23 protein-coding genes and 1 tRNA gene are annotated in these 22,509 nt (G+C 68.9%); 15 read left to right on the top strand and 9 right to left on the bottom strand.

Going from position 1 to position 22,509, the window contains the following annotated elements:
* Positions 1-51: 51 nt before the first annotated feature.
* A complete protein-coding gene (locus ACIBHY_RS42025) occupies positions 52-903 on the bottom strand; it encodes a DUF2637 domain-containing protein (protein WP_397309637.1) in 852 nt (283 codons plus the stop codon).
* A 55-nt stretch (positions 904-958) separates the two neighbouring features.
* Here ACIBHY_RS42025 and ACIBHY_RS42020 point away from each other — a divergent pair, with 55 nt between their 5' ends.
* The 5 genes from ACIBHY_RS42020 (at position 959) to ACIBHY_RS42000 (ending at position 6,361) form a co-directional block, all read left to right on the top strand.
* Positions 959-1,345, top strand: coding sequence for a PPOX class F420-dependent oxidoreductase (locus ACIBHY_RS42020; protein WP_397258313.1), 387 nt, complete (start codon positions 959-961; stop codon positions 1,343-1,345).
* 42 nt (positions 1,346-1,387) lie between these two features.
* Positions 1,388-2,779 carry a cysteine--tRNA ligase gene (cysS, locus tag ACIBHY_RS42015; protein WP_397258311.1) on the top strand — a complete coding sequence of 464 codons (1,392 nt, stop codon included), beginning with the start codon at positions 1,388-1,390 and terminating at the stop codon, positions 2,777-2,779.
* A 23-nt stretch (positions 2,780-2,802) separates the two neighbouring features.
* Complete coding sequence (gene rlmB / locus ACIBHY_RS42010) at positions 2,803-3,762, top strand: 23S rRNA (guanosine(2251)-2'-O)-methyltransferase RlmB (RefSeq protein WP_397258309.1); 960 nt, start codon at positions 2,803-2,805, stop codon at positions 3,760-3,762.
* 21 nt (positions 3,763-3,783) lie between these two features.
* Positions 3,784-3,856 (top strand) — tRNA-Thr (locus tag ACIBHY_RS42005).
* An 834-nt stretch (positions 3,857-4,690) separates the two neighbouring features.
* On the top strand, positions 4,691-6,361 hold the full coding sequence (locus ACIBHY_RS42000) for a TROVE domain-containing protein (RefSeq protein WP_397309636.1): 1,671 nt from the start codon (positions 4,691-4,693) through the stop codon (positions 6,359-6,361).
* 142 nt (positions 6,362-6,503) lie between these two features.
* Here ACIBHY_RS42000 and ACIBHY_RS41995 read toward each other — a convergent pair whose 3' ends face one another.
* Positions 6,504-7,058 carry a hypothetical protein gene (locus tag ACIBHY_RS41995; RefSeq protein ID WP_397309635.1) on the bottom strand — a complete coding sequence of 185 codons (555 nt, stop codon included), beginning with the start codon at positions 7,056-7,058 and terminating at the stop codon, positions 6,504-6,506.
* Between the two features lie 155 nt (positions 7,059-7,213).
* Positions 7,214-8,149, bottom strand: a complete 936-nt coding sequence (locus tag ACIBHY_RS41990) for a zinc-binding dehydrogenase (RefSeq protein ID WP_397309633.1) — start codon at positions 8,147-8,149, stop codon at positions 7,214-7,216.
* 211 nt (positions 8,150-8,360) lie between these two features.
* Between ACIBHY_RS41990 and ACIBHY_RS41985 the strand changes: the two genes are divergently transcribed.
* Both ACIBHY_RS41985 and ACIBHY_RS41980 read left to right on the top strand, forming a co-directional pair.
* The gene (locus ACIBHY_RS41985) at positions 8,361-9,005 is read left to right on the top strand and encodes a TetR/AcrR family transcriptional regulator (RefSeq protein ID WP_397258299.1); all 645 of its coding nucleotides are present in this window, start codon (positions 8,361-8,363) and stop codon (positions 9,003-9,005) included.
* A 37-nt stretch (positions 9,006-9,042) separates the two neighbouring features.
* Entirely contained in the window at positions 9,043-9,399 is a 357-nt protein-coding gene (locus tag ACIBHY_RS41980; protein WP_397309632.1) for a hypothetical protein, read from the top strand.
* 185 nt (positions 9,400-9,584) lie between these two features.
* On the opposite strand, the gene ACIBHY_RS41975 is transcribed toward ACIBHY_RS41980, so the two are convergent.
* The 3 genes from ACIBHY_RS41975 to ACIBHY_RS41965 all read right to left on the bottom strand — a co-directional run bounded on the left by ACIBHY_RS41975 (position 9,585) and on the right by ACIBHY_RS41965 (position 13,038).
* A complete protein-coding gene (locus ACIBHY_RS41975) occupies positions 9,585-11,180 on the bottom strand; it encodes a GMC oxidoreductase (protein ID WP_397309630.1) in 1,596 nt (531 codons plus the stop codon).
* Between the two features lie 238 nt (positions 11,181-11,418).
* A complete protein-coding gene (locus ACIBHY_RS41970) occupies positions 11,419-11,916 on the bottom strand; it encodes a carboxymuconolactone decarboxylase family protein (RefSeq protein ID WP_397258295.1) in 498 nt (165 codons plus the stop codon).
* Positions 11,917-11,976: 60 nt separating this feature from the next.
* Entirely contained in the window at positions 11,977-13,038 is a 1,062-nt protein-coding gene (locus ACIBHY_RS41965; RefSeq protein ID WP_397258293.1) for a dihydrodipicolinate reductase, read from the bottom strand.
* Between the two features lie 67 nt (positions 13,039-13,105).
* On the opposite strand from ACIBHY_RS41965, the gene ACIBHY_RS41960 reads away from it, so the two are divergent.
* Together ACIBHY_RS41960 and ACIBHY_RS41955 are read left to right on the top strand one after the other, a co-directional pair.
* Positions 13,106-13,468, top strand: a complete 363-nt coding sequence (locus ACIBHY_RS41960; protein ID WP_397258291.1) for a MerR family transcriptional regulator — start codon at positions 13,106-13,108, stop codon at positions 13,466-13,468.
* Between the two features lie 404 nt (positions 13,469-13,872).
* Positions 13,873-14,448: a CHRD domain-containing protein gene (locus ACIBHY_RS41955; RefSeq protein WP_397309629.1), complete on the top strand. Its 576-nt coding sequence runs from the start codon at positions 13,873-13,875 to the stop codon at positions 14,446-14,448.
* A 373-nt stretch (positions 14,449-14,821) separates the two neighbouring features.
* Here ACIBHY_RS41955 and ACIBHY_RS41950 read toward each other — a convergent pair whose 3' ends face one another.
* Together ACIBHY_RS41950 and ACIBHY_RS41945 are read right to left on the bottom strand one after the other, a co-directional pair.
* Positions 14,822-15,190 (bottom strand): ClpX C4-type zinc finger protein, encoded by a 369-nt coding sequence (locus ACIBHY_RS41950; RefSeq protein WP_397258287.1) that lies wholly within the window; start codon positions 15,188-15,190, stop codon positions 14,822-14,824.
* A gap of 17 nt (positions 15,191-15,207) precedes the next feature.
* Complete coding sequence (locus ACIBHY_RS41945; RefSeq protein WP_397258285.1) at positions 15,208-15,546, bottom strand: hypothetical protein; 339 nt, start codon at positions 15,544-15,546, stop codon at positions 15,208-15,210.
* 311 nt (positions 15,547-15,857) lie between these two features.
* On the opposite strand from ACIBHY_RS41945, the gene ACIBHY_RS41940 reads away from it, so the two are divergent.
* The 4 genes from ACIBHY_RS41940 (at position 15,858) to ACIBHY_RS41925 (ending at position 20,266) form a co-directional block, all read left to right on the top strand.
* On the top strand, positions 15,858-17,678 hold the full coding sequence (locus ACIBHY_RS41940; RefSeq protein ID WP_397309628.1) for a glycosyltransferase family 2 protein: 1,821 nt from the start codon (positions 15,858-15,860) through the stop codon (positions 17,676-17,678).
* Positions 17,679-17,753: 75 nt separating this feature from the next.
* Complete coding sequence (locus ACIBHY_RS41935; RefSeq protein ID WP_397258281.1) at positions 17,754-18,764, top strand: energy-coupling factor ABC transporter permease; 1,011 nt, start codon at positions 17,754-17,756, stop codon at positions 18,762-18,764.
* 3 nt (positions 18,765-18,767) lie between these two features.
* Positions 18,768-19,526 carry a cobalt ECF transporter T component CbiQ gene (gene cbiQ / locus ACIBHY_RS41930; RefSeq protein WP_397258279.1) on the top strand — a complete coding sequence of 253 codons (759 nt, stop codon included), beginning with the start codon at positions 18,768-18,770 and terminating at the stop codon, positions 19,524-19,526.
* The gene (locus ACIBHY_RS41925) at positions 19,523-20,266 is read left to right on the top strand and encodes an energy-coupling factor ABC transporter ATP-binding protein (RefSeq protein ID WP_397309627.1); all 744 of its coding nucleotides are present in this window, start codon (positions 19,523-19,525) and stop codon (positions 20,264-20,266) included. The genes cbiQ and ACIBHY_RS41925 overlap by 4 nt, the downstream gene beginning before the upstream one ends.
* On the opposite strand, the gene ACIBHY_RS41920 is transcribed toward ACIBHY_RS41925, so the two are convergent.
* Entirely contained in the window at positions 20,244-21,260 is a 1,017-nt protein-coding gene (locus ACIBHY_RS41920; protein WP_397258275.1) for a potassium channel family protein, read from the bottom strand. The two genes, ACIBHY_RS41925 and ACIBHY_RS41920, sit on opposite strands and share 23 nt — an antisense overlap.
* A gap of 77 nt (positions 21,261-21,337) precedes the next feature.
* On the opposite strand from ACIBHY_RS41920, the gene ACIBHY_RS41915 reads away from it, so the two are divergent.
* Positions 21,338-21,676, top strand: a complete 339-nt coding sequence (locus ACIBHY_RS41915; protein ID WP_184958158.1) for an STAS domain-containing protein — start codon at positions 21,338-21,340, stop codon at positions 21,674-21,676.
* Positions 21,677-21,735: 59 nt separating this feature from the next.
* Complete coding sequence (locus ACIBHY_RS41910; RefSeq protein ID WP_379614671.1) at positions 21,736-22,509, top strand: SDR family NAD(P)-dependent oxidoreductase; 774 nt, start codon at positions 21,736-21,738, stop codon at positions 22,507-22,509.

The following is a 22,509-nucleotide window of genomic DNA, read 5'->3' as shown; positions in this document are numbered from 1 at the left end:
TGGCTGATTCCCTCACCCGGGTCAGGGGGCCGTGGGCGTACGGTCAAACTTTCATTCCTCAGGGGGTAACGGGGTGCTGCGCAGGCGTCCCGAGGGCGCGGGGGCTTCGTCCCGCTCGCCGTCGTCGGCCTGCTCGGGGCCGTGGCCGGGGTCGGCGACATGTTCCCGTTCCTCTTCCGCGAACACCCGTACCGGCTGGGTGTCGGCGTCCCGGTCGGTGACCTCCGGCGTCCTGGGGTGGACGAGCACGTCGGTCGGCTTGACGCGGTCACCCCAGCGCACAGGCTCGGGCTCTTCTTCCGGCTCCGGCTCTTTCTCCGGCTCTGGTTCCGGCTCTGGTTCCGGTGCCGGTTCCGGTTCTGGGGCCGACCAGCGGGTGACCCGCTCCGACAGTGGCGGCTGTTCCTCCGTCTTGGGTGGCTCGGGCCGGTGGAAGGGCACGATGTCCGGTTCGGGCTCCGCCTCCTCCGGTACGGCCGCGCGTCCCGCCTGCACGTGCTTGATCAGGAGCAGCCACAACCACAGCGCCACGGCCAGCATGATCCATGGGGCGAGGGCCACGCCCAGGGCGGCCTGCCGTACATCGAAGGAGAAGCGCAGCGCCGTCGCCACGTTGACCGCCGCGGCCGCGACGATCAGCAGCACGAGCGCCGTCGCGGCCTGGGCGCGCACCAGCGGCCGGGCCGCGCGCAGCAGCAGGACACCGGTCAGGGCGACCACGAGCACCGCGTCGAACGCGGCCGGATAGAGGAACGCGAGGTCGGGCCGGGCCTCACCGAGGATGGCCAGCTCGCGCAGATCGTCGAAGGACAGGGCGCAGGCGGCGCCGGTCAGGGCGGCCACCGCGAGTCCGGCAAGGGCGAGGCCCAGGCGGCGCAACGTGGAGGGGGGAGTCACTTCCATGGCGAATTCGAGACTACAGAAGAATGGGTGACAGCAAGCGATCAAGGGAGATTCCATGGCAGAGCTCTCCGACGAGGTGCGGAGGCTGTTCGACGGCCCCAACTACGCGACGGTGACCAGCATCAATCCGGACGGCGGACCGCAGGCGTCGGTGATCTGGGTGCGCACGGACGGCGACGACATCCTGTTCTCGACCGTCAAGGGCCGGCGCAAGCCGCGCAACTACGAGCGCGACCCGCGCACCAGCATCGTCGTCATCGACCCGGACAACCCGTTCAGGTACGCCGAGGTACGCGGCGTGGTCACCCTGGAAGAGGACCCCGCGGGCGACCTCATCCAGGAGCTGTCGCGCAAGTACACCGGCGGGGCCTGGCAGGAGCATGCGGGCGCGGAAAGGCTGATCGTCCGGGTACGTCCGGAGAAGGTCTTTCTCAAGGGGTGATTGTCGGCATGCGACGCCACCCGAGGCGTTAGCCTTTCTTTCGTGAGCCTGCACCTTTACGACACCAGCACGCGCGCCATCCGTGAATTCGTTCCGGTCGAAGCCGGCCGGGCGTCGATTTACCTGTGTGGGGCCACCGTGCAGGCGCCCCCGCACATCGGGCACATCCGCTCGGGCGTCAACTTCGACGTGCTCAGGCGCTGGCTGACGCGCTCCGGCTACGACGTGACCTTCTGCCGCAACGTCACCGACATCGACGACAAGATCATCAGGGTGTCGGCCGAGGAAGGCGTGCCCTGGTTCGTCGTGGCCGAGCGCAACCAGCGCGCCTTCACCTGGGCCTACGACACGCTGGGCTGCCTTCCGCCCACCGTCGAGCCGCGCGCCACCGGCCACGTGCCCGAGATGATCACGCTGATGGAGCGGCTGATCGAGCGCGGCCACGCCTACGCCTCGGGCGGCGACGTCTACTTCGACGTACGCTCCTACGCCGACCGCTACGGCTCGCTGTCGAACCAGCGGCTGGAGAACATGCGGCCCGCCTTCGACTGCGACGACGACTCCCACAAGCGCGACCCGCGCGACTTCGCCCTGTGGAAGGGCGAGAAGCCGGGCGAGCCGACCTGGCCGACGCCGTTCGGACCCGGACGGCCCGGCTGGCACCTGGAGTGCTCGGCCATGGTCACCAAATACCTGGGCCCCACCTTCGACATCCACGGCGGCGGGCTCGACCTGATCTTCCCGCACCACGAGAACGAGATCGCCCAGTCGCAGGCGGCCGGCGACGGCTTCGCCCGCTACTGGATGCACAACGGCATGCTCAAGATCGGCGCCGAGAAGATGAGCAAGTCGCTGGGCAACTCGCTGCTCATCCCCGACCTGGTGCAGAAGGTGCGGCCGGTCGAGCTGCGCTACTACCTGGCCGTGCCGCACTACCGCTCCTCCATCGACTACTCGGAGGAGGCGCTGCTGGAGGCGGCAGCGGCGTACCAGCGCATCGAGGGGTTCGTGACCAGGGCCGCCGAGGTCATCCACGACGTGGACGCCGACGCGCCCCTTCCCCAGGCCTTCGTCGACGCCCTCGACGACGACCTCGGCACCCCGCAGGCCGTGGCCGTCATCCACGAGGTCGTCAGGGAAGGCAACGTCGCGCTGTCCAAGGGCGACAAGGAGGCGGTGGCCCGCCTGCTGGCCGAGACCCAGAACATGCTTGACGTCCTGGGCCTCGACCCCCGCTCGCCCCAGTGGCGCACCGGCGGCTCCGACCTCAAGCCCGTCGTCGACGCGCTGGTGGCGGTGGCGCTGGAGCAGCGCAAGGCCGCCAGGGAGCGCAAGGACTACGCGGCCGCCGACGCCATCCGCGACCAGATGACCGCCCTCGGCATCGTCGTCGAGGACACCCCGCACGGTCCGCGCTGGGAACTGGCGCGCTGAATTTCGCCGGTACCCTTGGTCCCATGGCAGCAGGTGGTAGGGCGTCCGGTCGACCGGCGAAGAAGAAGGGCCCGGCCAAGGGCACCGGTGGGCAGAAGCGGCGCAGCCTTGAGGGCAAGGGCGCGACGCCGCCCGCCCACATGCGCCACTGGTTCAAGGACAAGTCCCGCGAGGAGCGCATCGCCCGCGAGGCCAAGGGCGGCGCCGGCCGGCAACCGGCCCGCCAGCGGCGTTCCGAGGACGCCCCCGAGTACATCGGCGGCCGCAACCCGGTCCTGGAGGCCATGCTGGCGGGCGTCCCCGCCAGCGCCCTCTACGTCGCCCAGCGCCTGGAGAACGACGACCGCGTCCGCGACTCCATCAAGATCGCGGCAGAGCAGGGCATCGCCCTGCTGGAGGTCAGCCGCGACAAACTCGACCGCCTGACCGAGGGCGCCGTCCACCAGGGCATCGCCCTGCAGATCCCCGCCTACGACTACGCCCACCCCACCGAACTGATCACCCTGGCCGAGGACGCCGCCGAGATCCCGCTGATCGTGGCCCTGGACGGCGTCACCGACCCCCGCAACCTCGGCGCCATCGCCCGCTCCGCCACCGCCTTCGGCGCCCACGGCATGCTCATCCCCTCCCGCCGCTCCGCCGGGGTGACCGGCGGCGCCTGGAAGACCTCCGCCGGCACCCTCGCCAACCTCCGCGTCGCCCGCGCGTCCAACCTCACCGCGGCACTGCGGGAGTACCGGGAGGCCGGCCTGTTCGTCGTCGGCCTCGACGGAGAGGGGACCGTGGAGATCGGCGACGTCTCCCTCTTCACCGAGCCGCTTGTCGTCGTGGTGGGGTCGGAAGGGAAGGGGTTGTCCCGGTTGGTACGGGAGCAGTGTGACGCGCTGGCCAGGATTCCCATGCAGGCCGCGGCCGAGTCGCTGAACGCTGGGGTGGCGGCTGGGGTTACCTTGTATGAGGTGGCTCGTCATCGGCGTGGGTGAGCGTCTACACTGATGGGCTGTGCCGACGTAGCTCAATCGGCAGAGCATCTGTCTTGTAAACAGAAGGTCAGGGGTTCGATTCCCCTCGTCGGCTCTGTGCTTGAACAAGGGAAACGCCGCTCCTGAGATGATCTCAGGAGCGGCGTTTCAGTTTTGCTAGACGGTTGCCATATCAACTCACGCGGGCGGGCGAGGCGAGCCCTGCTGCGGGCGGGGGAGCGCTTTCGGACGTGTAGGTGTGTGCCCTGGTAGAGAGTTTCGGTGGCGGGATGATGGCCGTGGCCGATCCGTCGGATATTCAGGTGTGACGCGGCACGCTGATCGATACCGTAGGAGACAGTTCACGGGACCTGAAGGGCGCGGGTCGAAGAGCGTCGGTTGTCTTCAACGCATCTGCGCTTCTCCCGGGTCGTGTGGGCTGGTCAGGTCTGGTGCTGGCGCGGGTCGAAGTCTCGTCGGTTATCCACTGTTAATGGAGAGGTTGCGGGTTCGAGTCCCGTCGGAGGCCTGGGTCTCCGTAGCTCAATTGGCAGAGCTCTTAATGCCGGTGGGCGCACCTACATCCGTGTCAGTTCCAGACCTGATCGCTCGTCAGCACCGCCAGCGGTACGGGTCGAATCTCTATCGGTTATCGCCTCTCATGCGGGTGACGCAGGTTCGAATCCTGCCGGGCCGGCCACGTCGGCCTGTCGTCTAGCGGCCAAGGACGCCTTAACACCGGTGAGTCCCCCACATCCGTTCCGCTGGCAGGGCTGACGAGCAGGGGAGCGGGTCGAAGGTCGTCGGTTATCGGGATCAGAAGGTCGCAGGTTCGATTCCTGCTCACCCGAAGTTTCGGGTGGTGGCGCAGTTTGGTAGCGCGTCTGATTTACTCGGCGGTCATCACCACATCCGCCCCTTGGGCGGGTCGAATCGAAGGAGCGCATCCATGGCCGTACGTGATCCCCTCGCGAATGTCTCCGCGATCGTCACCCCGCAGACGCAGCCGATCCCCGGCCGCAACGACCAGGTCAAGAACGCCGCCGGCGGCTACGTCTTCGACAAGGACCTGTGGGCCACGGTGGAGGACTTCCTCATCCTCGGCACCACGGGCGGCACCTACTACGTGAGCGAGCAGAAGCTCACCCGTGACAACGCCGGCGTGCTGTTCTCCGCCATCGCCGAGGACGGCTCGCGGGTTGTCCGGCTGCTCACCGAGATCTCGACGGCTCGCCCGCCGCGGGCTCCGAAGGCGCGTCCTGCCCTGTTCGCGCTGGCCGCGTGCTACGCCATGGGTGATCCGGACACTCGGCAGGCGGCGAAGGTCGCGCTGGCGAAGGTCGCCCGCACCACCGACCACCTGGCCCAGTTCTTCGGCTACTACAAGAACCTGGGTGGAAAGCGGACCGGCCGAGGCACGGCGCCCACGGTCGGCCGTTCGCTGCGTACGGCGCTCGGTTCCTGGTTCCTGACCGGCGACGCCGACAGCGTGGCGTTCAAGGCGTGCAAGGCTCGCCAGCGGAAGACGCCGCAGGGTGAGACGTTCGACCTGCGGGATGTGTTGCGCATCGCTCACCCGGCAGCCGATAGCGGCCAGCGCAAGGTCCTGTTCGGCTGGATCGCCGGCAATGTCGCCGACGATGAGGCCCGCGCCGAGCTGCCCGCGGTGGACCGGTTCCTGACCGCGAAGGCGGCCACCACGCCGGCCGAGGCGGTACGGGTCGTCACGGAGGCGAACGTGCCGTGGGAGTTCCTGCCGGACGCGATGCTGCGCGAGAGCACGGTGTGGGAGGCGTTGATCGAGACGGTCGGCCTGACCGCCCTGATCCGCAACCTGGCCCGCATGACACGCATCGGCGCCCTCAAGCCGATGTCGGAGGCGACTTCGCGGGCGGTGCTGCGGCTTACGGACCGGGAGGCGATCTTGCGCGCCCGGATCCACCCGATGGACGCTTGGCTCGCCATGCGCGTCTACGGCTCCGGCCAGGCGCAGCCCAACCCGCGCGCCGACGTCCAGACCTGGAAGCCCGTACCTGCGATTCTGGACGCGCTGGAGGAGACGTACGAGCTGGCCTTCGGCACCGTCGAGCCGTCCGGCAAGCGGCTGCTGATCGCAGTGGACTCATCTGGATCCATGAGCAGCCAATGGAGCAGCGGCGTCGTCGTGGGCGGCTCCACAATCGGCTCCCCGTACGAGGTCGGCTGTGCCATGGCCGTCATGCTGTCCCGCATCGAGAAGGGCAACGTGCACGTCATCGACGTGGACACCAGCGTCCACGCCTCGAAGGTGACGCCGCGTACCAACCTGCGCGAGATCGCACGGTGGCGGCCCTCGGGCGGCGGAACCGACCTGTCGCTGCCGTTCACCTGGGCGAAGCGGGAGAGGCTCAACGTGGACGGCATCGTCGTGTTCACCGACAACGAGACCTGGGCCGGCCGCTCACACCCGGCGCAGGCTCTGGCCGCCTACCGCCGCTCCGTCAGCCCGGCCGCCCGTGTGGTCGTGGCCGCGATGACCGCGGCGGGCTACTCGATCGGCGATCCCAAGGACGACGGCGTCCTGAACGTCGCGGGGATGGACGCTTCACTGCCGCTCATCGTCAACGGCTTCGTGCGCTGACCTGGGCAACGCAAAATCGGACTTCAGCGTACGCATGCCCTTGGCCAGGAGAGATCCAGGTCAAGGGCTTTGCCGGTCGGGGGGTGAAGTCATACCTCGCGCCGCCAGGTCGAGACGGACGTGGTCGCCAACAAGGCGATGGCTAGCTCTGCCTCTCTGGCAGTTGGGGCTGAGACATGGCAGTTGGCCGGATGGCGATCGTGCTGACGGTGCCGTTGCCCCACACTGTGGTTTGGATCAATGCCAGGCCGTCCAGTGACACCATGGTGAACTCCGGAACGAAGCGCTCGGCGTGTAGGCCGGCCATCCAGCTCCGCAGTTGCTCCACTTCGCTGCCTGCCAGGTCCCAGTTCTCGAGGAGACGGACTCGGACCCACGCCTGGTGTTCATTCCAGTCTTCCGGGTCGCCTTCGGCTGAATAGTTGACCTGTAGGAAGAATTCGCGGTCTTCGTTGAAGAGGCCGTGCTCCGTGGCCATCCGGAACCAGCTCGCGTTCACTTTCGCGGGCATGCCCGGGTCGTTGACATCGGGTATCTCATTCGGAAGAGAGTCGAACCGGCCATGTTCGGTCGCCGCACTTGCCGGATAACGACCTGGTGGCAGCGAGGGCTTCCGGACTTCTTGTCGTACTCGTTCGATCAGGAGGAGTCCGGCTGGTGCGAGCAGGGCGGCCATCTCGGGGTCAGTCAGTGGCACAGGCGCACGGTAGCGGCGGGGCGTTCACGCGTCCAGTAGATCGCTGGGCGACACGTTCGGCGTCGTTTCCGCGACACGGCCCAGCCATTGACGCCGCTCGCCGGAGCATCGTGTATCGCGCTGCCGGCGTCGGGTCGTACGCTGGCAGAAGGTCCTTAACGGGGCGGCTCCAGGACTACCTTGATCGCTCCTGCGGATCTGTCGCGGGCGACTCGGAACGCTTCGGCGGCGGCGTTCAGCGGGAATCGGTGGGTGATGACGGTTTCTGCGATCTCGGGACGGGTGGCGAGCATGTCCGCGGCCTGGCCGAACTCGCGCACGCCGCCGGGTCGGCCGTAGGCCATGGCGTTGGTGTAGGTCAGCTCCTTGATGAGGCTGTGTGCCGCCGGGATGCCGATGGTGTCGTTGTAGACGCCCAGCACGATGATCCGTGCGCCGGCCGCGGCCAGTTCGGCGCATCGGGCCAGGCCTGATGAGCTGCCGGCGGCGTCGATGACGACGTCGTACGCGCCCTGCGGGCGTCCTGCGCCGAGGCGCTTCGCGGCTGACGTCTGGTGCTCGTAGCGGGCTTCCAGATCTACGTCGAAGCCCAGGTGGCGCGCGACGGCGGCCGCGAGGAGTGCGATGGATCCTCCGCCGACGACGACCACTCTTTCGCCGGGCCGCAATCCGGACTTTCGCACGCCGTGCCATGCGACGGCGGCGGGTTCCACCAGGCAGGCATCGTGTACGGGCAGGCCGGCGGGCAGCGGCAGCAGCGTGTATTCCGGGACCACCACGGACTCGGCCATTCCGCCATCCCGGAAGATGCCCAGCGTGCCGTGCGCCGGGTCGGCGCAGCGCTGGATATGGCCGGCCGTGCATTCCGGGCAACGGCCGCAGTAGATGGACGGCTCTACCACGAAGGCGGCACCGTCGACCGTACCGGCGAATTCATGGCCGTATGTGAAGCCTTGGTGGCCGTTCGCGACGAACGCGACATCCGTGCCGCAGATCCCCGCCGACGCGATGTCCAGCCGGACGCCCGGCCCCTCCGGGTCGACCACGTCCTGCACCTGGATCCCGTCGGCGGTGTTCCTGACAGCCAGCACTCTGTTTTCCCCGTCTCTTAAGCGAACCTTGTTCGCTTAAGCTAAGCGATCTCGTTTTGCTTCTGCAAGGCATGGGAGGCTGAACTTCGACATGACACGAGAGAAGCCCAGCTCACCGACACGCGCCCGCATCTCATCGCCGGATCGGCCAGGCTCCGCGTCCTGGTGGCTCGCGCGCGGCGAGCCATCCACGCGCAGGCGGCGGAACCGGATGCTCTCCCTGGAGGCGATCGCCGACACCGCGCTACGACTGCTGGACGAGCACGGCATAGAGGCGATGACCATGCGGCGGCTCGCCGAGGATCTGGGTTGCAACCAGTCCTCCCTCTATCGGCATGTTCGCAGCCGGGACGAGCTGACGATCATCGTGGCCGACCGGGCCATCCGGCTGGGGTTGCGGCCGCCACCCCCGGGTCTGGACTGGCGGTCGGAGGCGGAGTGGCTGGCGCGCGCCTTCCGCGCTTTCCTCCTCGGTCATCCCTCCGTTGCCCTGCTTCTGCGCGGCACCGAGCGGCTCGGTCCGAATTCGCTTCATGGAGTGGAGTCCGCGGTCGATCGGTTCATCGGCGCGGGCCTGAGTCCGAGACACGCGGCGGCAGCCGCGGGCGCGCTGGCCACGTTGATCATCGGTTCTGTGCAGTTCAACCTCTACCTTGACGCCACCGATCCTGGGGAACGGCAGGCGCGTCAGACCCTGTATGAACGTCTCGATCCGCAGGCCTATCCCCGGATGGTGACGCATGCCACCGACATCGCGGGGGTGGGTAGCGATGAGGAGTTCGAGTTCGGGCTGAGGATGTTTCTGGACGGCGTCGCGGCCGCGATCCGCGGTACGGCCGGTCGGCCCGACCTGTGACGTCGGCCATGATTCCGCTGGTCAGAAGGACGACCAGTTGACCGTTCCCGCTGTCGGCGGTGGTCGGCGGTGGTCGGCGTTGCGGATGGTGCGCGGGGGAAATGCCAAGGAAGATGTACGGCGGGCAGACCTTGCACCGGCTCTGACGTGCGAAAATGGTCAAATGGGGGATAGGGAAGAAATCTATCTTCGGGTAGACCCAAACGATTCGCTGCGTGACGCGTACGACGACCTTTTCGTCCGGACCCAGCCGGGGGTACTGGAGCATCGGGAGTACCTCGCGGGCCGCTATTGGATCATCTTTCGGGATACCGGGCAGACCCGAGACGGGACCGATGGCAACATCGTTCGCATCTTCGAACTCACGACGAAGGTCGTGCGCACAGCGCACTAGCCGAAAAGTGGCCGCGCCACGTCTTTCTGGGCAGATGGCACATGTGGCGCATCTTGCCATTCACCTGCGGACTCGTGAGGCGGGTGGGAAAGATGATGGCATCCGCTGACCCGGTCAAGGCGAAGCGGACACCCCCGGCTCGGGAGATCTTGCAGATTCATACCCTGGGCCGGGGGTGGCGGTGATCAGAGGTCAGTGGCGATGATGGTGTCGATGTTGCGTTCGGCCAGTGCGGTGATGGTGACGAACGGGTTCACGCTGGTGTTGCCTGGAATCAGCGCGCCGTCGATGACGTAGAGGCCGGGGTAGGCGGTCAGGCGGCCGTAGTTGTCGGTGGCTTTGTTGAGTACGGCGCCGCCGAGCGGGTGATACGTGAGATGATCGCCCCAGATCTTGTAGATGCCGAACAGGTCGGTCCGGTAGATCGTGCCCTCTTTCGCGTTGATCTTGTCGAAGATCGTTTTGGCCATGTCGATGGACGGCTGTTTCCAGGATGTCTGCCAGTTCAGGTCCACCGAGCTCGTCGCGGAATTCCAGGTGAAGGCGGCCCTGTTCGGATTCTTGGTGATCGAGAGATAGAACGAGGCGAACGTTTCGATTCCCGTTGGCAGCGGGGCGACCTCGGCGAAGGCGCCACCGGCTGACCAGTTGTCGATGCCGGAGCAGGGGATCGTCGACTGGAGTTTGCCGGTCGGGTCCCAGAGGTGGTTGGCGCGGCCGCACATGACGTTGCCGTTGTCGCCCCAGCCCTTGCCGATCTCGTTGTTCAGGTTGGGTAGCGCGCCGGTGGCCTTCAGCTTTACCAGGAGCTTGCTGGTCCCGACGCTGCCCGCCGCGAAGAAGACGCGGTCGGCGGTGACGGTCTTGGTGGCGGTGGTGGCGCCGCTGGTGTTGAGCTGGTCGATGACGACGGTGTAGCCGCCGCCAGACGCGGGGGTGACAGAGGTGACCTTGTGGAGAGCGGAGATGGTGACCCTGCCGGTCGCCTTGGCGTGGGCCAGGTAGGTCTGTTGCAGGGACTTCTTGCCGTGGTTGTTGCCGTAAAGGATCTCTCCGGCCAGGGCTGACTTGGTGGCGGTTCCGGCGGCCTCCCGCTTCATGTAGTCCCAGTCGTAGACGTCGGGAACGAAGACGAACGGGAAGCCGGAACGCTGCGCGTGCTTACGGCCGACGCGTGAGTACTGGTAGCAGGCGGTGCTGTCGAACCATGCGGGATCGATGAGGCCGACGCCCAGACCGGCGTTGGCACGAGGGTAGTAGGTGGCGTACATCTCGTCGGCGTTCACCGAGGGAAGCACCGTGGCGAAGTTCTCGCGCTTGGGCGTCACGGCCATGCCGCCGTTCACCAGCGAGCCGCCGCCGACGCCGCGGCCCTGGTAGACGGTGATGCCGCTGAACTCCTCCGCGTCGAGGATGCCCGTGTAGCGAGGGATGTCGCGGTCGATGGGGAAGCCGAGGAAGTAGTTGAGGGGAGCCTTGGTGCGCGTGCGCAGCCAGTAGGAGCGCTGGTCGGGGGAGAGCGTGCTGCAGAAGATCTTGCCATCGGGGCCTGGCGTGTCCCACGCCATCCCCATTTCCACCATGTGTACGGCCACGCCCGCCTCTGCCAGGCGAAGGGCGGCGACGGCTCCGCCGTACCCGGTGCCGATCACCAGGGCGGGCACGCGCTCGCCCGAGGTGATGACGGCGGCGCGTGCCGCGGGGGCGCGACCGGCCAGGACCGCGGCGCCCAGCAGGGAACCGGTTCCAGCGATGAAGCCACGACGGGAGACACCCGACATGTATCACTCCTCACTCTCGACGGATTCGCGCCTTGACATCACTTGGTGCGGGCGGGTCCGCCCCGGGCCGGCTTTGCGGGCTCACGCTGGGCCGACGCGGTGGGCGGGTGCTCGCACGGGATTCACTCGGTGGTGGGCTCAGGTTCGTGCGTGCTCGGCTCGGTGGCGGGTTTGGGCTGCTTGTGTGCCTTCGGCCGTGTCGTGGGCGTCGGGCCGGGTGAGGTCGCGGCTTCGGCGCTCACTTCCCGGCGGGCGAGGCTCCGCTGGGCAGCTTGCACACGGTGTCGAGGCCGAGCACCCGGTTGAGGCGGCCGAACGCCAGCCAGGAGCCGATGCTCATGCTCAGTTCGACGATTTCGAGCTGCGTGTAGTGGGCCGCCATCCGGTCCCAGAACTCCTCGTCGAGCGCGTGGTGGTCGAGGGCGTAGCGCTCGGCGTACTCGGCGGCCAGGCGGGTGCGCTCGTCGAAGGCGTCGGTGGTGGGCCAGTCGGTCACGGCGTCGGCGAAGGTGTCCTCGACCTTCTGCCCGTCGCGCTCGGTCCGCCAGTCGAGGCAGAAGACACAGCCGTTGATCTGCGCGATCCGCAGCCGGGCCGCCTCGAACTCGCGCAGCCCGAGCGTGGTGTGGGCGTACACCGACAGCGAGAAGTGCGAGGCGGCGGGGCCGATTCCGGGCACCATCTCGCCCCAGACGTACTCGATGGCGTCCTTGCCCTCGGGAATGTCGATCCTCATGTCAGCCTCCCCGGGCCCGCGAGCGCGGCGGCGACGCGGCGTCGCCGGGAATGTGGGTGGTCATGTCAGCCTTCCGGGCCTCAGGGGTACGTCGAGGGCGTCGTAGAGGCCGGGTTCCGCCGCCAGGAGCCAGTCGATGGCGCCGATCAGCCTGCCGACGGCGGTGGCGTTGCCGCCCGCGGAGCGGTTGCCGTCCTCGTCGGTGGCCTCGACCGTGACCTCGATCCGCGGGCGGCCCTCGATGACCACCCGGTGCGCGCCGACGCCGTCCGGCGGCGTGGGCCAGTCGGGCGCGCAGGAGGCGTGGATGCGGGTGACGTGCTCGATGACGATGCGGGGCGTGCCGCCGATGACGCCCTGGACCTCGAAGCGGACCGCGCCCTGGGTGCCGGCGTCGAACTTGCCCATCGTCACCGTGCTCACCGTCGCGTCCAGCGCCCGCCGGTCGACGGTCTCGCGGATCTCGTCGAGGTCTACGCCGAGGGCGCGGGCCATGAGCCGTATCTGCCCGCCCCAGACCATGGACGGAATCGTGGGCGCGAGCATGGGCGGCTCGTAGTCCATCGGTTGGCCCATGCCGACCAGGTAGCGGACGGAGTCCTCCTGGTCGTAGGTGGAGTAGTCGAAGATCTCCTGGCAGCGGATGACGTCCACGACGGAGCCGAGGCCGCTGATCAGCAGTGGCAGCACGTCGTTGCCCCAGCCGGGGTCGACGCCGGAGACGAACAGCGAGCCGCCGCCCTCGGCGATGGCCGACAGCACGGGCTCACGGAGTTCGGGCGGGGCGTTGCGCTGGTCGTACAGGGCGTAGAGGGAGGGGGTGACGACGACGGCGCCGGCCCGGATGGCCTTGACGATGTCGGCGAGCGCCTCGTCTGGGCGGATTTCGCCGGAGGCGGCGTACACGACGGCGTCCGGACGGGCCGACAGTGCCGCTTCGGCGTCGGCGCTCGCGGTGACACCGAGGTCGCGGCCGAGGCCGGCGAGTTCTCCTGCGTCGTGGCCGACCTTGTCGGGATTGTGGACGATCACTGCGGTGAGTTCCAGATCCGGGTTGGCCTCGACGGCGCGGATGGCCGCGCGGCCGACATTGCCGGTACCCCAGACCATCGTGGAGACCATGGGCGGAGCGTAGCAAGCGCTTGGTTCGGTGTACAGGGCCTACCATCGAAGTCGGAGGGGGCTGGAGATGAAGATCGGCGAGCTGGCCAGACGGGCCGGTGTGAGCGAGCGGTCGCTGCGCTACTACGAGCAGCAGGGCCTGCTGGTGGCCGGCCGTACGCCCGGCGGGCACCGCGACTACCCCGAGAGCGCGGTCGACCGGGTGATCCGGATTCAGGAGCTGTTCGCCGCGGGGCTGCACAGCAGGAAGATCGCGCGGGTGCTGCCCTGTATGCGCGACTCCGACGGCGGTCCAGCCGCCATCGCCACTCCCGCGCTGGTGGACGAGCTCACGCTGGAACGCGACCGGATCGACCGGATGATCGCCGACCTGGTCCGCTCCCGCGAGGTACTCAACGACGTGATCACCACCGCCGCGGGCAACGACTGACGGCCTCGCCGCGGCACGATCCGGTGGCGCCTCGGTGAGGTGGCTGCTGGGGGTGTGCGGCGGGGTGGCGCCCGGTGAGGTGTCCGGTTGGGAGGCCGGTCAGGTGTGCGGTGGGGAGGCCGGTCAGGTGTCCGGCTGGGAGGCCGGTCAGCCGTGCGGCGGGGTGGCGCCCGGTGAGGTGTCCGGCGGGGAGGCCGGTCAGGCGTGCGGTGAGTGCGGGCGGGGTGTCGGGCCAGGTGGCCGGGTGGGGTGTTCGGGGAGGCGGGTGCTGTCGGTGAGCGGGGGGTGTGGCTCGGTGGGGAAAGGTGGCTTACCGTGTGGCCGCCTTCCTCTTACTGGGCGAACCCCACGGGCGGATGATCCGTGCCGGGATTGTCCCGTAATCGGATGGGAGGAACGTTCCCATGCGCAAGCACCTGGCAGTCGTCGGCCTCACGGCGGCTGCCGCCCTCCTGGGCAGCTCCACCCCGGCGGCCGCCACCACCTCAACGGTGGCCGCCACCTCAACGGCCGTCACCACCTCAACGGTGGCCGCCACTTCGACGGCCGCCGCCTCGACGGCCGCCACCGCAACGGCCGCCACCACCGTCGATCATCGGCCGAGGGTGGTCAAGCTCAGTGGCAAGCAGGAAGTCCCGGGTCCCGGTGACCGGAACGGCTCTGGCGCCTTCTTCTGGCGGGTCAAGGGGTGGCACCTGTGCTACGCCCTTTCCGTGAGGAAGATCCGCCCGGCCACCGCCGCCCACATCCACCGCGGCGCCATAGGGGTGGCGGGTGCCGTCACCGTCACGCTCAGGACGCCGTCCGACGGGTTCGCGAAGGGCTGCGTCAGGGCGGTGAAGCGGCAGAACGCCGCCAACGCCGCCACCACGCTCACCTGGAGCGAGCTGCGTGCCATCAAGAGGTGGCCGCACAACTACTACGTGAACGTCCACAACAAGAGGTTCCCGATGGGCGCGGTGCGCGGCCAGCTCCGCTGACCCCTGCTCCATCTTCCGGGGCGATTGGGGAGCTGCCCCTGCTTCAGCTCCCCGCGGCGATGAGGGAGCTGCCCCTGCTCCATCTTCCGGGGCGATTGGGGAGCTGCCCCTGCTCCATCTTCCGGGGCGATTGGGGAGCTGCCCCTGCTTCAGCTCCCCGCGGCGATGAGGGAGCTGCCCCTGCTCCAGCTCCCCGGGGCGGCCGGGGAGCTGGAGCCCGTTCACTCGGCGGCGAGTCGTTCTGCCTCTTCGTGCAGCACCACGATCAGGGCCAACTCCAGTTGCAGGTCGCTGAGCTCCGGTGCCGCGAGGCCGTCAAGCACGCGCATGCGGGCCTCCCTTTGCTGGGAGACGCCTCAGCGGTCACAGGGGTTTACACGGAAGGCTCTTTGAATCTTTCCCAGGCGGACTGCTTGGTCATGCTGAGCGAGGCGCCGATGCGTTCCCAGCTGACGTTGCGGCCTCGCAGGTGCGCTACCCAGTCACGCATGTTGTCGTTGATCTGGGCCTGGACGGCTGCGATCTTCGGCAGGTGGTCGAGGATCTGGTCGTCGCTCATCGTCTCCCACATCGGCAGCCGCGGCTCGGTGCTCTCGGCCAGCTTCTCCTCTTCGAGGATCTGGTCGCACAGGGCCACGCACGAGTCGCAGATGTGGACTCCGGGGCCGGCGATGAGCTTGGCCACCTCGGTGCTTTTCTTGTGACAGAAGGAGCAGTGCAGCTTGTCTTTCCAGTCAGGCATGGCCTGACGCTAACCCGTCAGGCCACTCCTGACAAGTCATCGTCGAGAAGGGCTTTCCGCTCCTCGTGGATGCGGCAGCAAAGGGTGACGTAGGCGTCGAGCACCTTGTCATAGGCGGCGCGCGCCTGGTCGACCTGCGCGCTGAGCGCGACGATCCGCTCGGGGTCGCCCTGACGCTCGGCGTCCGCGAGCATCATGCGCGCCTCCAGCACGATGTCCTCAGCCCTGGTCCTGGTACGGCGGAGCAGTTCCGAACACTCGTAAAGCTCCTTCAGCCGCGCTGAAGTGAGGATGTCCTCGGCCGCGTAAAGCACCTTGGCCTGGGCCACGAGCTGCTTGTAGAGACTGGTTCCCATAACCTGCCACCTCCCGGTCAAGGTTGCCTGAGTGTAGACGCGCGAACCTTGAGCGCGGATCACGGCCGCGGCCAGGGGGTAGGGCACTGTTCCCTTCGGGGTTGTTCTTATCCTCCGGGTGGAAGAAGAGCGTTCCTGAACGGAATTCGATGCTCCACATAGCCGCTCATTAGGCGCTTTAGCCCGAAATTTCGCCAGGTGCGGCGGAGGAAAACGGCGCACCAAGAGGCCCGATCGCCCACGCGAGAGCCGTTCCTCGTCACATACTGAAACGAAGTGCAAGCAGATTGTGACGGCTGAGGGGCGCGGCTGTGGCTGATACGACGACGGGGTGCGACGAGGATGCGGCGGACGTCAGCGTCATCATCCCGGCCCACAACTGCCGGACCTACCTCGACCGATGTCTGACCTCCGCGCTCATCCAGCGCGTGAAGAAGGAGATCGTCGTCATCGACGACGGCTCCGACGACGGCAGCGCCGAACTGCTCGACCTCTACGCGACCTACCACCGCAGCATCGTCAAGGTCGTCCACCAGCCCTGCTCGGGCGGCGCCGGCAAGCCGCGCAACGTCGGCCTGGAACACGCCACCGGCCGCTACGTCTTCTTCTGCGACGCCGACGACTACCTCGGCGCCGAGGCGCTGGAGCGCATGGTCGCGATGGCCGACCGCAACGGCTCCGACATCGTCCTGGGCCGCATCGTCGGGCATGGCAGGCGGGCGCCGGTGTCGATGTTCCAGCGCAGCGCCGACCGGGTGGAGCTCGGCGAGAGCGCCGTCTACAACAGCCTGAGCTGCTTCAAGCTGTTCCGCAGGGAGATGCTGGAGCGCCACACGATCCGCTTCGCCGAGAACCAGCTCATCGGCGAGGACATCCAGTTCTCCGTGCACGCCTACTGCCACGCCGAGACGATCTCCGTGGTCGCCGACTACGACTGCTACCACCTCACCGCCCGTCCGGACGGCACCAGCATCATGCAGCAGCCGGGCAGCCGCGACCCCATTTCCTGGCTCACGATGATCCGGGCCCCGATCGAGCTCATGACCCGGCACATCGGGCCGGGTCCGCTGCGCGACCACCTGCTCAGGCGGCACTTCAGGCTCGACGCCTTCGCCCAGCTCGGCGCGCCGTTCCTGGAGGCCGACGACGTCCAGCGCAAGGACATCGCGGCCGAGGTGGCCGCGCTCTGCGACGAGTACCTCACCCCCGGCGTGGCCGAGCGGCTCAACAGCACCGACCGCCAGCGCCTGGCCGCCCTCGGCGACATCGAGCGCCTGCTGCGCCTGGCCGACATCGAGAGCGCGACCGTGCTGCGGCGGCTGACCGGGCTGCGCTGGGAGGCCGAGCGGCTGCTGGTCACCGGTACGGCCCGGCTCGAAGGCATGCGCGACAACGACGGCGTCTCGGTCGTCCTGCGTGCCAGGCACGACCCGGCCGGCGAGCAGGTGGTCCCGGCCGAGTGCGAGGGCGGCGAGTTCACGGTGCGCATCGACCCGGCCCAGCTCGCCTCGGGCGTGTGGGACGCCTACGTCGCGGTCGAGCTGGAGGGCGTGACCCGGCTGGGCAGGCTGGGCGCCAACCGGGAGGGCGGTCTGGCCAGGCCGTCGCCCCGGCTGATCGGCAACGTGGTGGCGCTGCCGTACTTCACGAGGGACAACGGGAACCTCAGCCTCGACGTCGGCGGGCATGTGCTGGCGGTGCCCGGCAGCGTCCGCATCACCAGGACGCGCTGGGGGCTGGGGCACCGGCTGCTGCTCGACGGCGAGATCACGGTCGGCGGGTCGGCGGTGGAGGCGGGAGCCGTACGCGGGCTGGTGTGGAAGGAGCGGCGCACGGGCAGCGAGCGGACCGAGCGCGTGACCGCGCTGCCCGGCGGGGCCTTCGCGGCGCGGCCCGCGGTGGGCCGGTTCGCGCCCGGCACCTGGGACGCCTACCTGGAACTGGAGCTCGGCGGGCCGCCCGCGCGCTTCCGCATCGAGACCGGCGCGGTGGGGGTGCCCGCGGCGCGGCGCTGGTGGCGGGGCGCGGTGCTGCGCAGCGTGCGGCCGTACGCGACCTCGGGGCGTGGACGGCTGAGCACGGTCGTGCGGAAGCTGACGCCGCGGGCGATTCTCCGGAGAATTCTTGGCTAAATGCCATCTATGTGCAGGTGCAAGGCGATGCCTTATCGTAAGGACGTTATCCCCCCTTACTGAGAGGCAGGAGTCGTGCACGTTCCCGATGGCTTCTTCAACGCGGCGGTGTCCGTCTCCGCCGGGGTCGTCGCGGCAGCGGGGGTCGCGGTCTGCCTGCGCGGCGCCCGGCGCGAGCTCGACGACCGGACGGCGCCCATGGCGGGCCTGGTGGCGGCGTTCATCTTCGCCGTCCAGATGCTGAACTTCCCGGTCGCCGCCGGCACCAGCGGCCACCTGCTCGGCGGCGCGCTCGCCGCGATACTCGTCGGGCCGTATACGGGCGTCTTGTGCGTGGCCGTGGTGCTGCTGGTCCAGGGCCTGTTCTTCGCCGACGGCGGCCTGACCGCGCTGGGCGTCAACATCACCATCATGGGCATCGTGACCGTCCTGGTCGGCTGGGGCGTCTTCCGGCTGATCACCCGGTTCGCCGCGGGCAAGGGCGCGATCACGGTCGCCGCGTTCCTGGCCGCGCTCGTCTCCGTGCCCGCCTCGGCGCTGGCGTTCACGGCCCTGTTCGCGATCGGCGGCACCGCGCCGATCGAGGTCGGCGCGGTGGCCGCCGCGATGGGCGGCGTGCACGTCCTGATCGGCATCGGCGAGGGGCTGATCACCGCGGTGACCGTCGGCGCCGTCCTGGCGGTCCGCCCCGATCTCGTGTACGGCGCGGCCGGCCTGGCCAAGCCGCTCGTGCTGCGCGGCGCCGACGGTTCCATCACCGAGGCCGCCGGAAAGCCGGAGACCACCGAAAGGGCCGGGGTGCGGCCGTTCGTGCTGGGCGGGCTCGGCGTGACGCTGATCCTGGCGGGCGTGGTCTCCTTCTTCGCCTCCTCCTCGCCCGACGGCCTGGAGCGGGTGGCCGAGGACAAGGGGTTCATCGACCAGACCACCGACCACCTGTTCGGCACGTGGGCGCTGGCCGACTACGGCGACGTCGGCGGCATTCCGGTGGGTGTCGCGGGCATCATCGGCGTCGGCCTGACGCTGCTGGTGGCGGCCGGCATCGCGTACGCGGTGCGCAGCCGTAAGGTCAAGGCACAGGCGTAGGTCATGGGCGCGGGCCACCACCACCAGCTCTACCGGCCGGGCGGCTCCCTCGTGCACCGGCTGCCGGCGCAGTGCAAGCTGCTCGCGGTCCTGGCCTTCGCCATCGTGGTGGTGGCCACGCCCCGCGAGGCGTTCTGGGCGTTCGGGTGCTACGCGGCGCTGCTCGGGGTGGTGGCGGCGGTGGCGAGGGTGCCGCTGACGTTCGTCGCGCGGCGCATGGTGATCGAGCTGCCGTTCGTCCTGTTCGCCTTCCTCATCCCGGTCATCGGGATGGGGGAGCGGACCACCGTGCTCGGGCTCTCGCTGAGCGTGCCCGGCCTCTGGGCGGCCTGGAACATCCTGGCCAAGGCCTCGCTCGGGGTGGTCGCCTCGATCCTGCTGGCCGCCACGACCGAGCCGCGGGCGGTCCTCATGGGCGCGCAGCGGCTGCGGGTGCCGTCGCTGCTGGTGCAGATCGCCATGTTCATGCTGCGCTACATGGACGTGATCGTGGACGAGATGCGCAGGATGAAGGTCGCCAGGGAGTCGCGCGGGTTCGAGGCGCGCAACATGCGGCACATCCCGGTGATCGCGCGTTCGGCCGGGGCCCTGTTCATCCGCTCCTACGAACGGGGTGAGAGAGTGCATCTGGCGATGCTGAGCCGGGGGTACGACGGCCGGATGCCGGTCGTGCAGGAGATCTCGGCGAGCGTGCGGCAATGGGCGATCGCGCTGGCGCTGCCCGGCGGGGCGCTGGCCGTACTGGGGATGATGGCGTGGTGAACTACTCGCTGGAGGTCAAGGACCTCGCCTACGCCTACCCCGACGGGACGCAGGCGTTGTTCGGGGTGGACCTGGCCGTCGCGCGCGGCGAGCGGGTCGCGCTGCTGGGGCCCAACGGCGCCGGCAAGACGACGCTCGTCATGCATCTCAACGGCATCCTCACCGCCGGGCACGGTACTGTCACCGTCGCGGGCACCCCGGTGCGCAGGGACACGGTCAAGGAGATCCGCCGGCGCGTCGGCCTGGTGTTCCAGGATCCCGACGACCAGTTGTTCATGCCGACGGTCCGCGACGACGTCGCCTTCGGCCCCGCCAACGCGGGACTGCGCGGCGAGGAGCTCGAACGCCGGGTCAAGGACGCGCTCGACCGGGTCGGCATGCTGGAGTTCGCCGACCGGCCGCCGCACCACCTGTCCTTCGGCCAGCGGCGGCGGGTGGCGGTCGCGACCGTGCTGGTCATGGAGCCGGAGATCCTCGTGCTGGACGAGCCGTCGTCCAACCTGGACCCGGCCGCGCGCAGGGAACTGGCCGAGATCCTGCGCTCGCTGGAGGTGACCGTCCTCATGGTGACGCACGACCTGCCGTACGCGCTGGAGCTGTGCGAGCGCTCGCTCATCCTGTCGGGCGGCGTGATCGCCGCCGACGGGCCCACGCGCGCGCTGCTCGCCGACCCTGACCTGCTCGCCGCGCACCGCCTTGAGCTGCCGTACGGCTTCGCTATACCCGCGGAACGTGGATGATGATCAGCCGGTCCCCGGCCTGCAGGGTCTGGGCCTGCGGGTCGGCGTAGGTCAGCAGGTCGCCGCCACGGGCCACGGCGACGACCATGCCGTCGCACTCGGCCGGTTCCTTGCCCACCTCGTCGGCGGTGACGGCGCGCTCGTACAGGTCCAGGCCCTTGCCGAAGACCAGGAAGTCCTCGATGAGCGCGCTGATCGCCGGGCTCTGCGTCGCCACGCCCAGCATCCGGCCGGCGGCCTCGGAGGAGGTGATGACCACGTCGGCGCCGCTCTGCCTGACCAGCGGGTCGTTCTCGGCCTCGCGCACCGCCGCGACGATGGTCGCAGACGGGTTGAGGCTGCGTGCGGTGAGCGTGACCAGGGCCGCGGTGTCGTCGCGCTGGACGGCGATGATGACCTGGGCGGCCGTCCTGATGCCGGCGCGGTTGAGCACCTCGCTGCGGGTGGCGTCGCCCTGCACTCCCACGAACCCGTCCGCCGTCGCCTCCTCGACCAGCGCGCGGACCGGGTCGATCACCACGATCGACTCCTTCGTGCGCTCGTTCTCCAGCAGGGTGCGGATCGCCGAGCGGCCCTTGGTGCCGTAGCCGATGATCAGCGTGTGATCGTGCAACCTGGACCTCCAGCGTCTGATCCGGAAAACGTCGCGGGTGCGCTTGGTGAGCACCTCAAGGGTGGTGCCGACCAGGATGATCAGGAAGGCGACGCGCAGCGGGGTCACCGCCACGATGTTGACGATCCGGGCGGTGTCGCTGACCGGGGTGATGTCGCCGTACCCGGTGGTGGAGAGCGAGACGGTCACGTAGTAAAGGGCGTCGAGCGGCGAGACGGCGCCGTCGGCGTTGTCGTGGTAGCCGTCCAGATCGACCGCCACCAGCAGGAACATGGCGGCGAGCACGCCCAGGGCCAGCGCCATGCGCCGCAGGACCGCGCGCAGAGGGCTCATCGGCGCGGAGGGCAGCTGTACGCCCGGCTCCGCCTCATCCTCTCGCATAGGGGCTGATCGTAGTTTGTGCATGCCCGCTTATCGGGGATGTCCAAGTACAGTGGCTCATCGAGGAGGGGCCGAACATGAAGCTGCGGCTTGCGCGACACTCGATGGGCGATGCCGTGGTGGTGGCCGTCGAGGGTGAACTCGATCTGTTCACCGCGCCCTTCCTGCGCGACGAGGTGCGCGACGCCATCAAGCAGGACAGCGCGCGGCTGGTGCTCGACCTGCAGCAGCTGTCGTTCATGGACTCCAGCGGGCTGTCGGTGCTGATCGAGGCGTGGCGGTTGGCAACCGGCGAGGGCGGCGGCGTGTCCCTGGCCGCCCCGCAGGCGCCCGTGGCCCGCATCCTGCGTACCACCGGCCTTGACCGGCGGATCAAGGTCTACTCCGACGTCGACAGCGCCGTCGGCGGCATGTGACCGCGAATTAACCCACCCCGAGTAGAACTTCATTCGGTTGTCGGGTTAGGGTCCGGGATATGGACGTCAACGGATCTGCAGCAATCATCTCCGGCGGTGCCAGCGGCCTCGGTGAGGCCACCGCCCGCGAGCTGGCCGCCCACGGCGCGACCGTGGTCATCGCCGACCTCAACGAGGAGCGCGGCAAGGCCATCGCCGACGAGCTCGGCGGAGTCTTCGTCAAGACCGACGTGTCGGACGAGGAGCAGGTGCAGGCGGCGGTGGACGCCGCCGTGGCGACCGGCAAGCCGGTCCGTGTGATCGTGAACAGCGCCGGAATCGGCTGGGCCGAGCGGACTGTCAACCGCGACGGCGCGCCGCACAGCCTCGGCAGCTACCGCAAGGTCATCGAGGTGAACCTGATCGGCACGTTCAACCTCATGCGCATCGGCGCGGCCGCCATCGCCAAGACCGAGCCCGCCTCCGAGGACGGTCACCGCGGTGTCGTCATCAACACCGCCTCCGTGGCGGCGCTGGAGGGCCAGACGGGTCAGCTCGCCTACTCCGCCTCCAAGGGCGGCATCGTGGGCATGACGGTTCCGGCCGCGCGCGACCTGGCGGCGATCGGCGTACGCGTGAACACGGTCTGCCCCGGCATCATCGACACCCCGATCTACGGCTTCTCGCCGAACTCCGAGGAGTTCAAGGCCAAGCTGGTGGCTCCGGTGGTCTTCCCGAAGCGCATGGGCCGTCCCGACGAGTTCGCCCACCTGGTCCGCTCGCTGATCGAGAACGACTACATGAACGCCGAAGTCGTCCGCTTCGACGGCGGCATCCGCTTCCAGCCCAAGTGA

Source organism: Nonomuraea sp. NPDC050547, assembly GCF_044457345.1.
Classification (GTDB): domain Bacteria; phylum Actinomycetota; class Actinomycetes; order Streptosporangiales; family Streptosporangiaceae; genus Nonomuraea.
The sequence above is the reverse complement of the archived record's forward strand: the minus strand, read 5'-3'. Positions and strand labels throughout refer to the sequence as shown.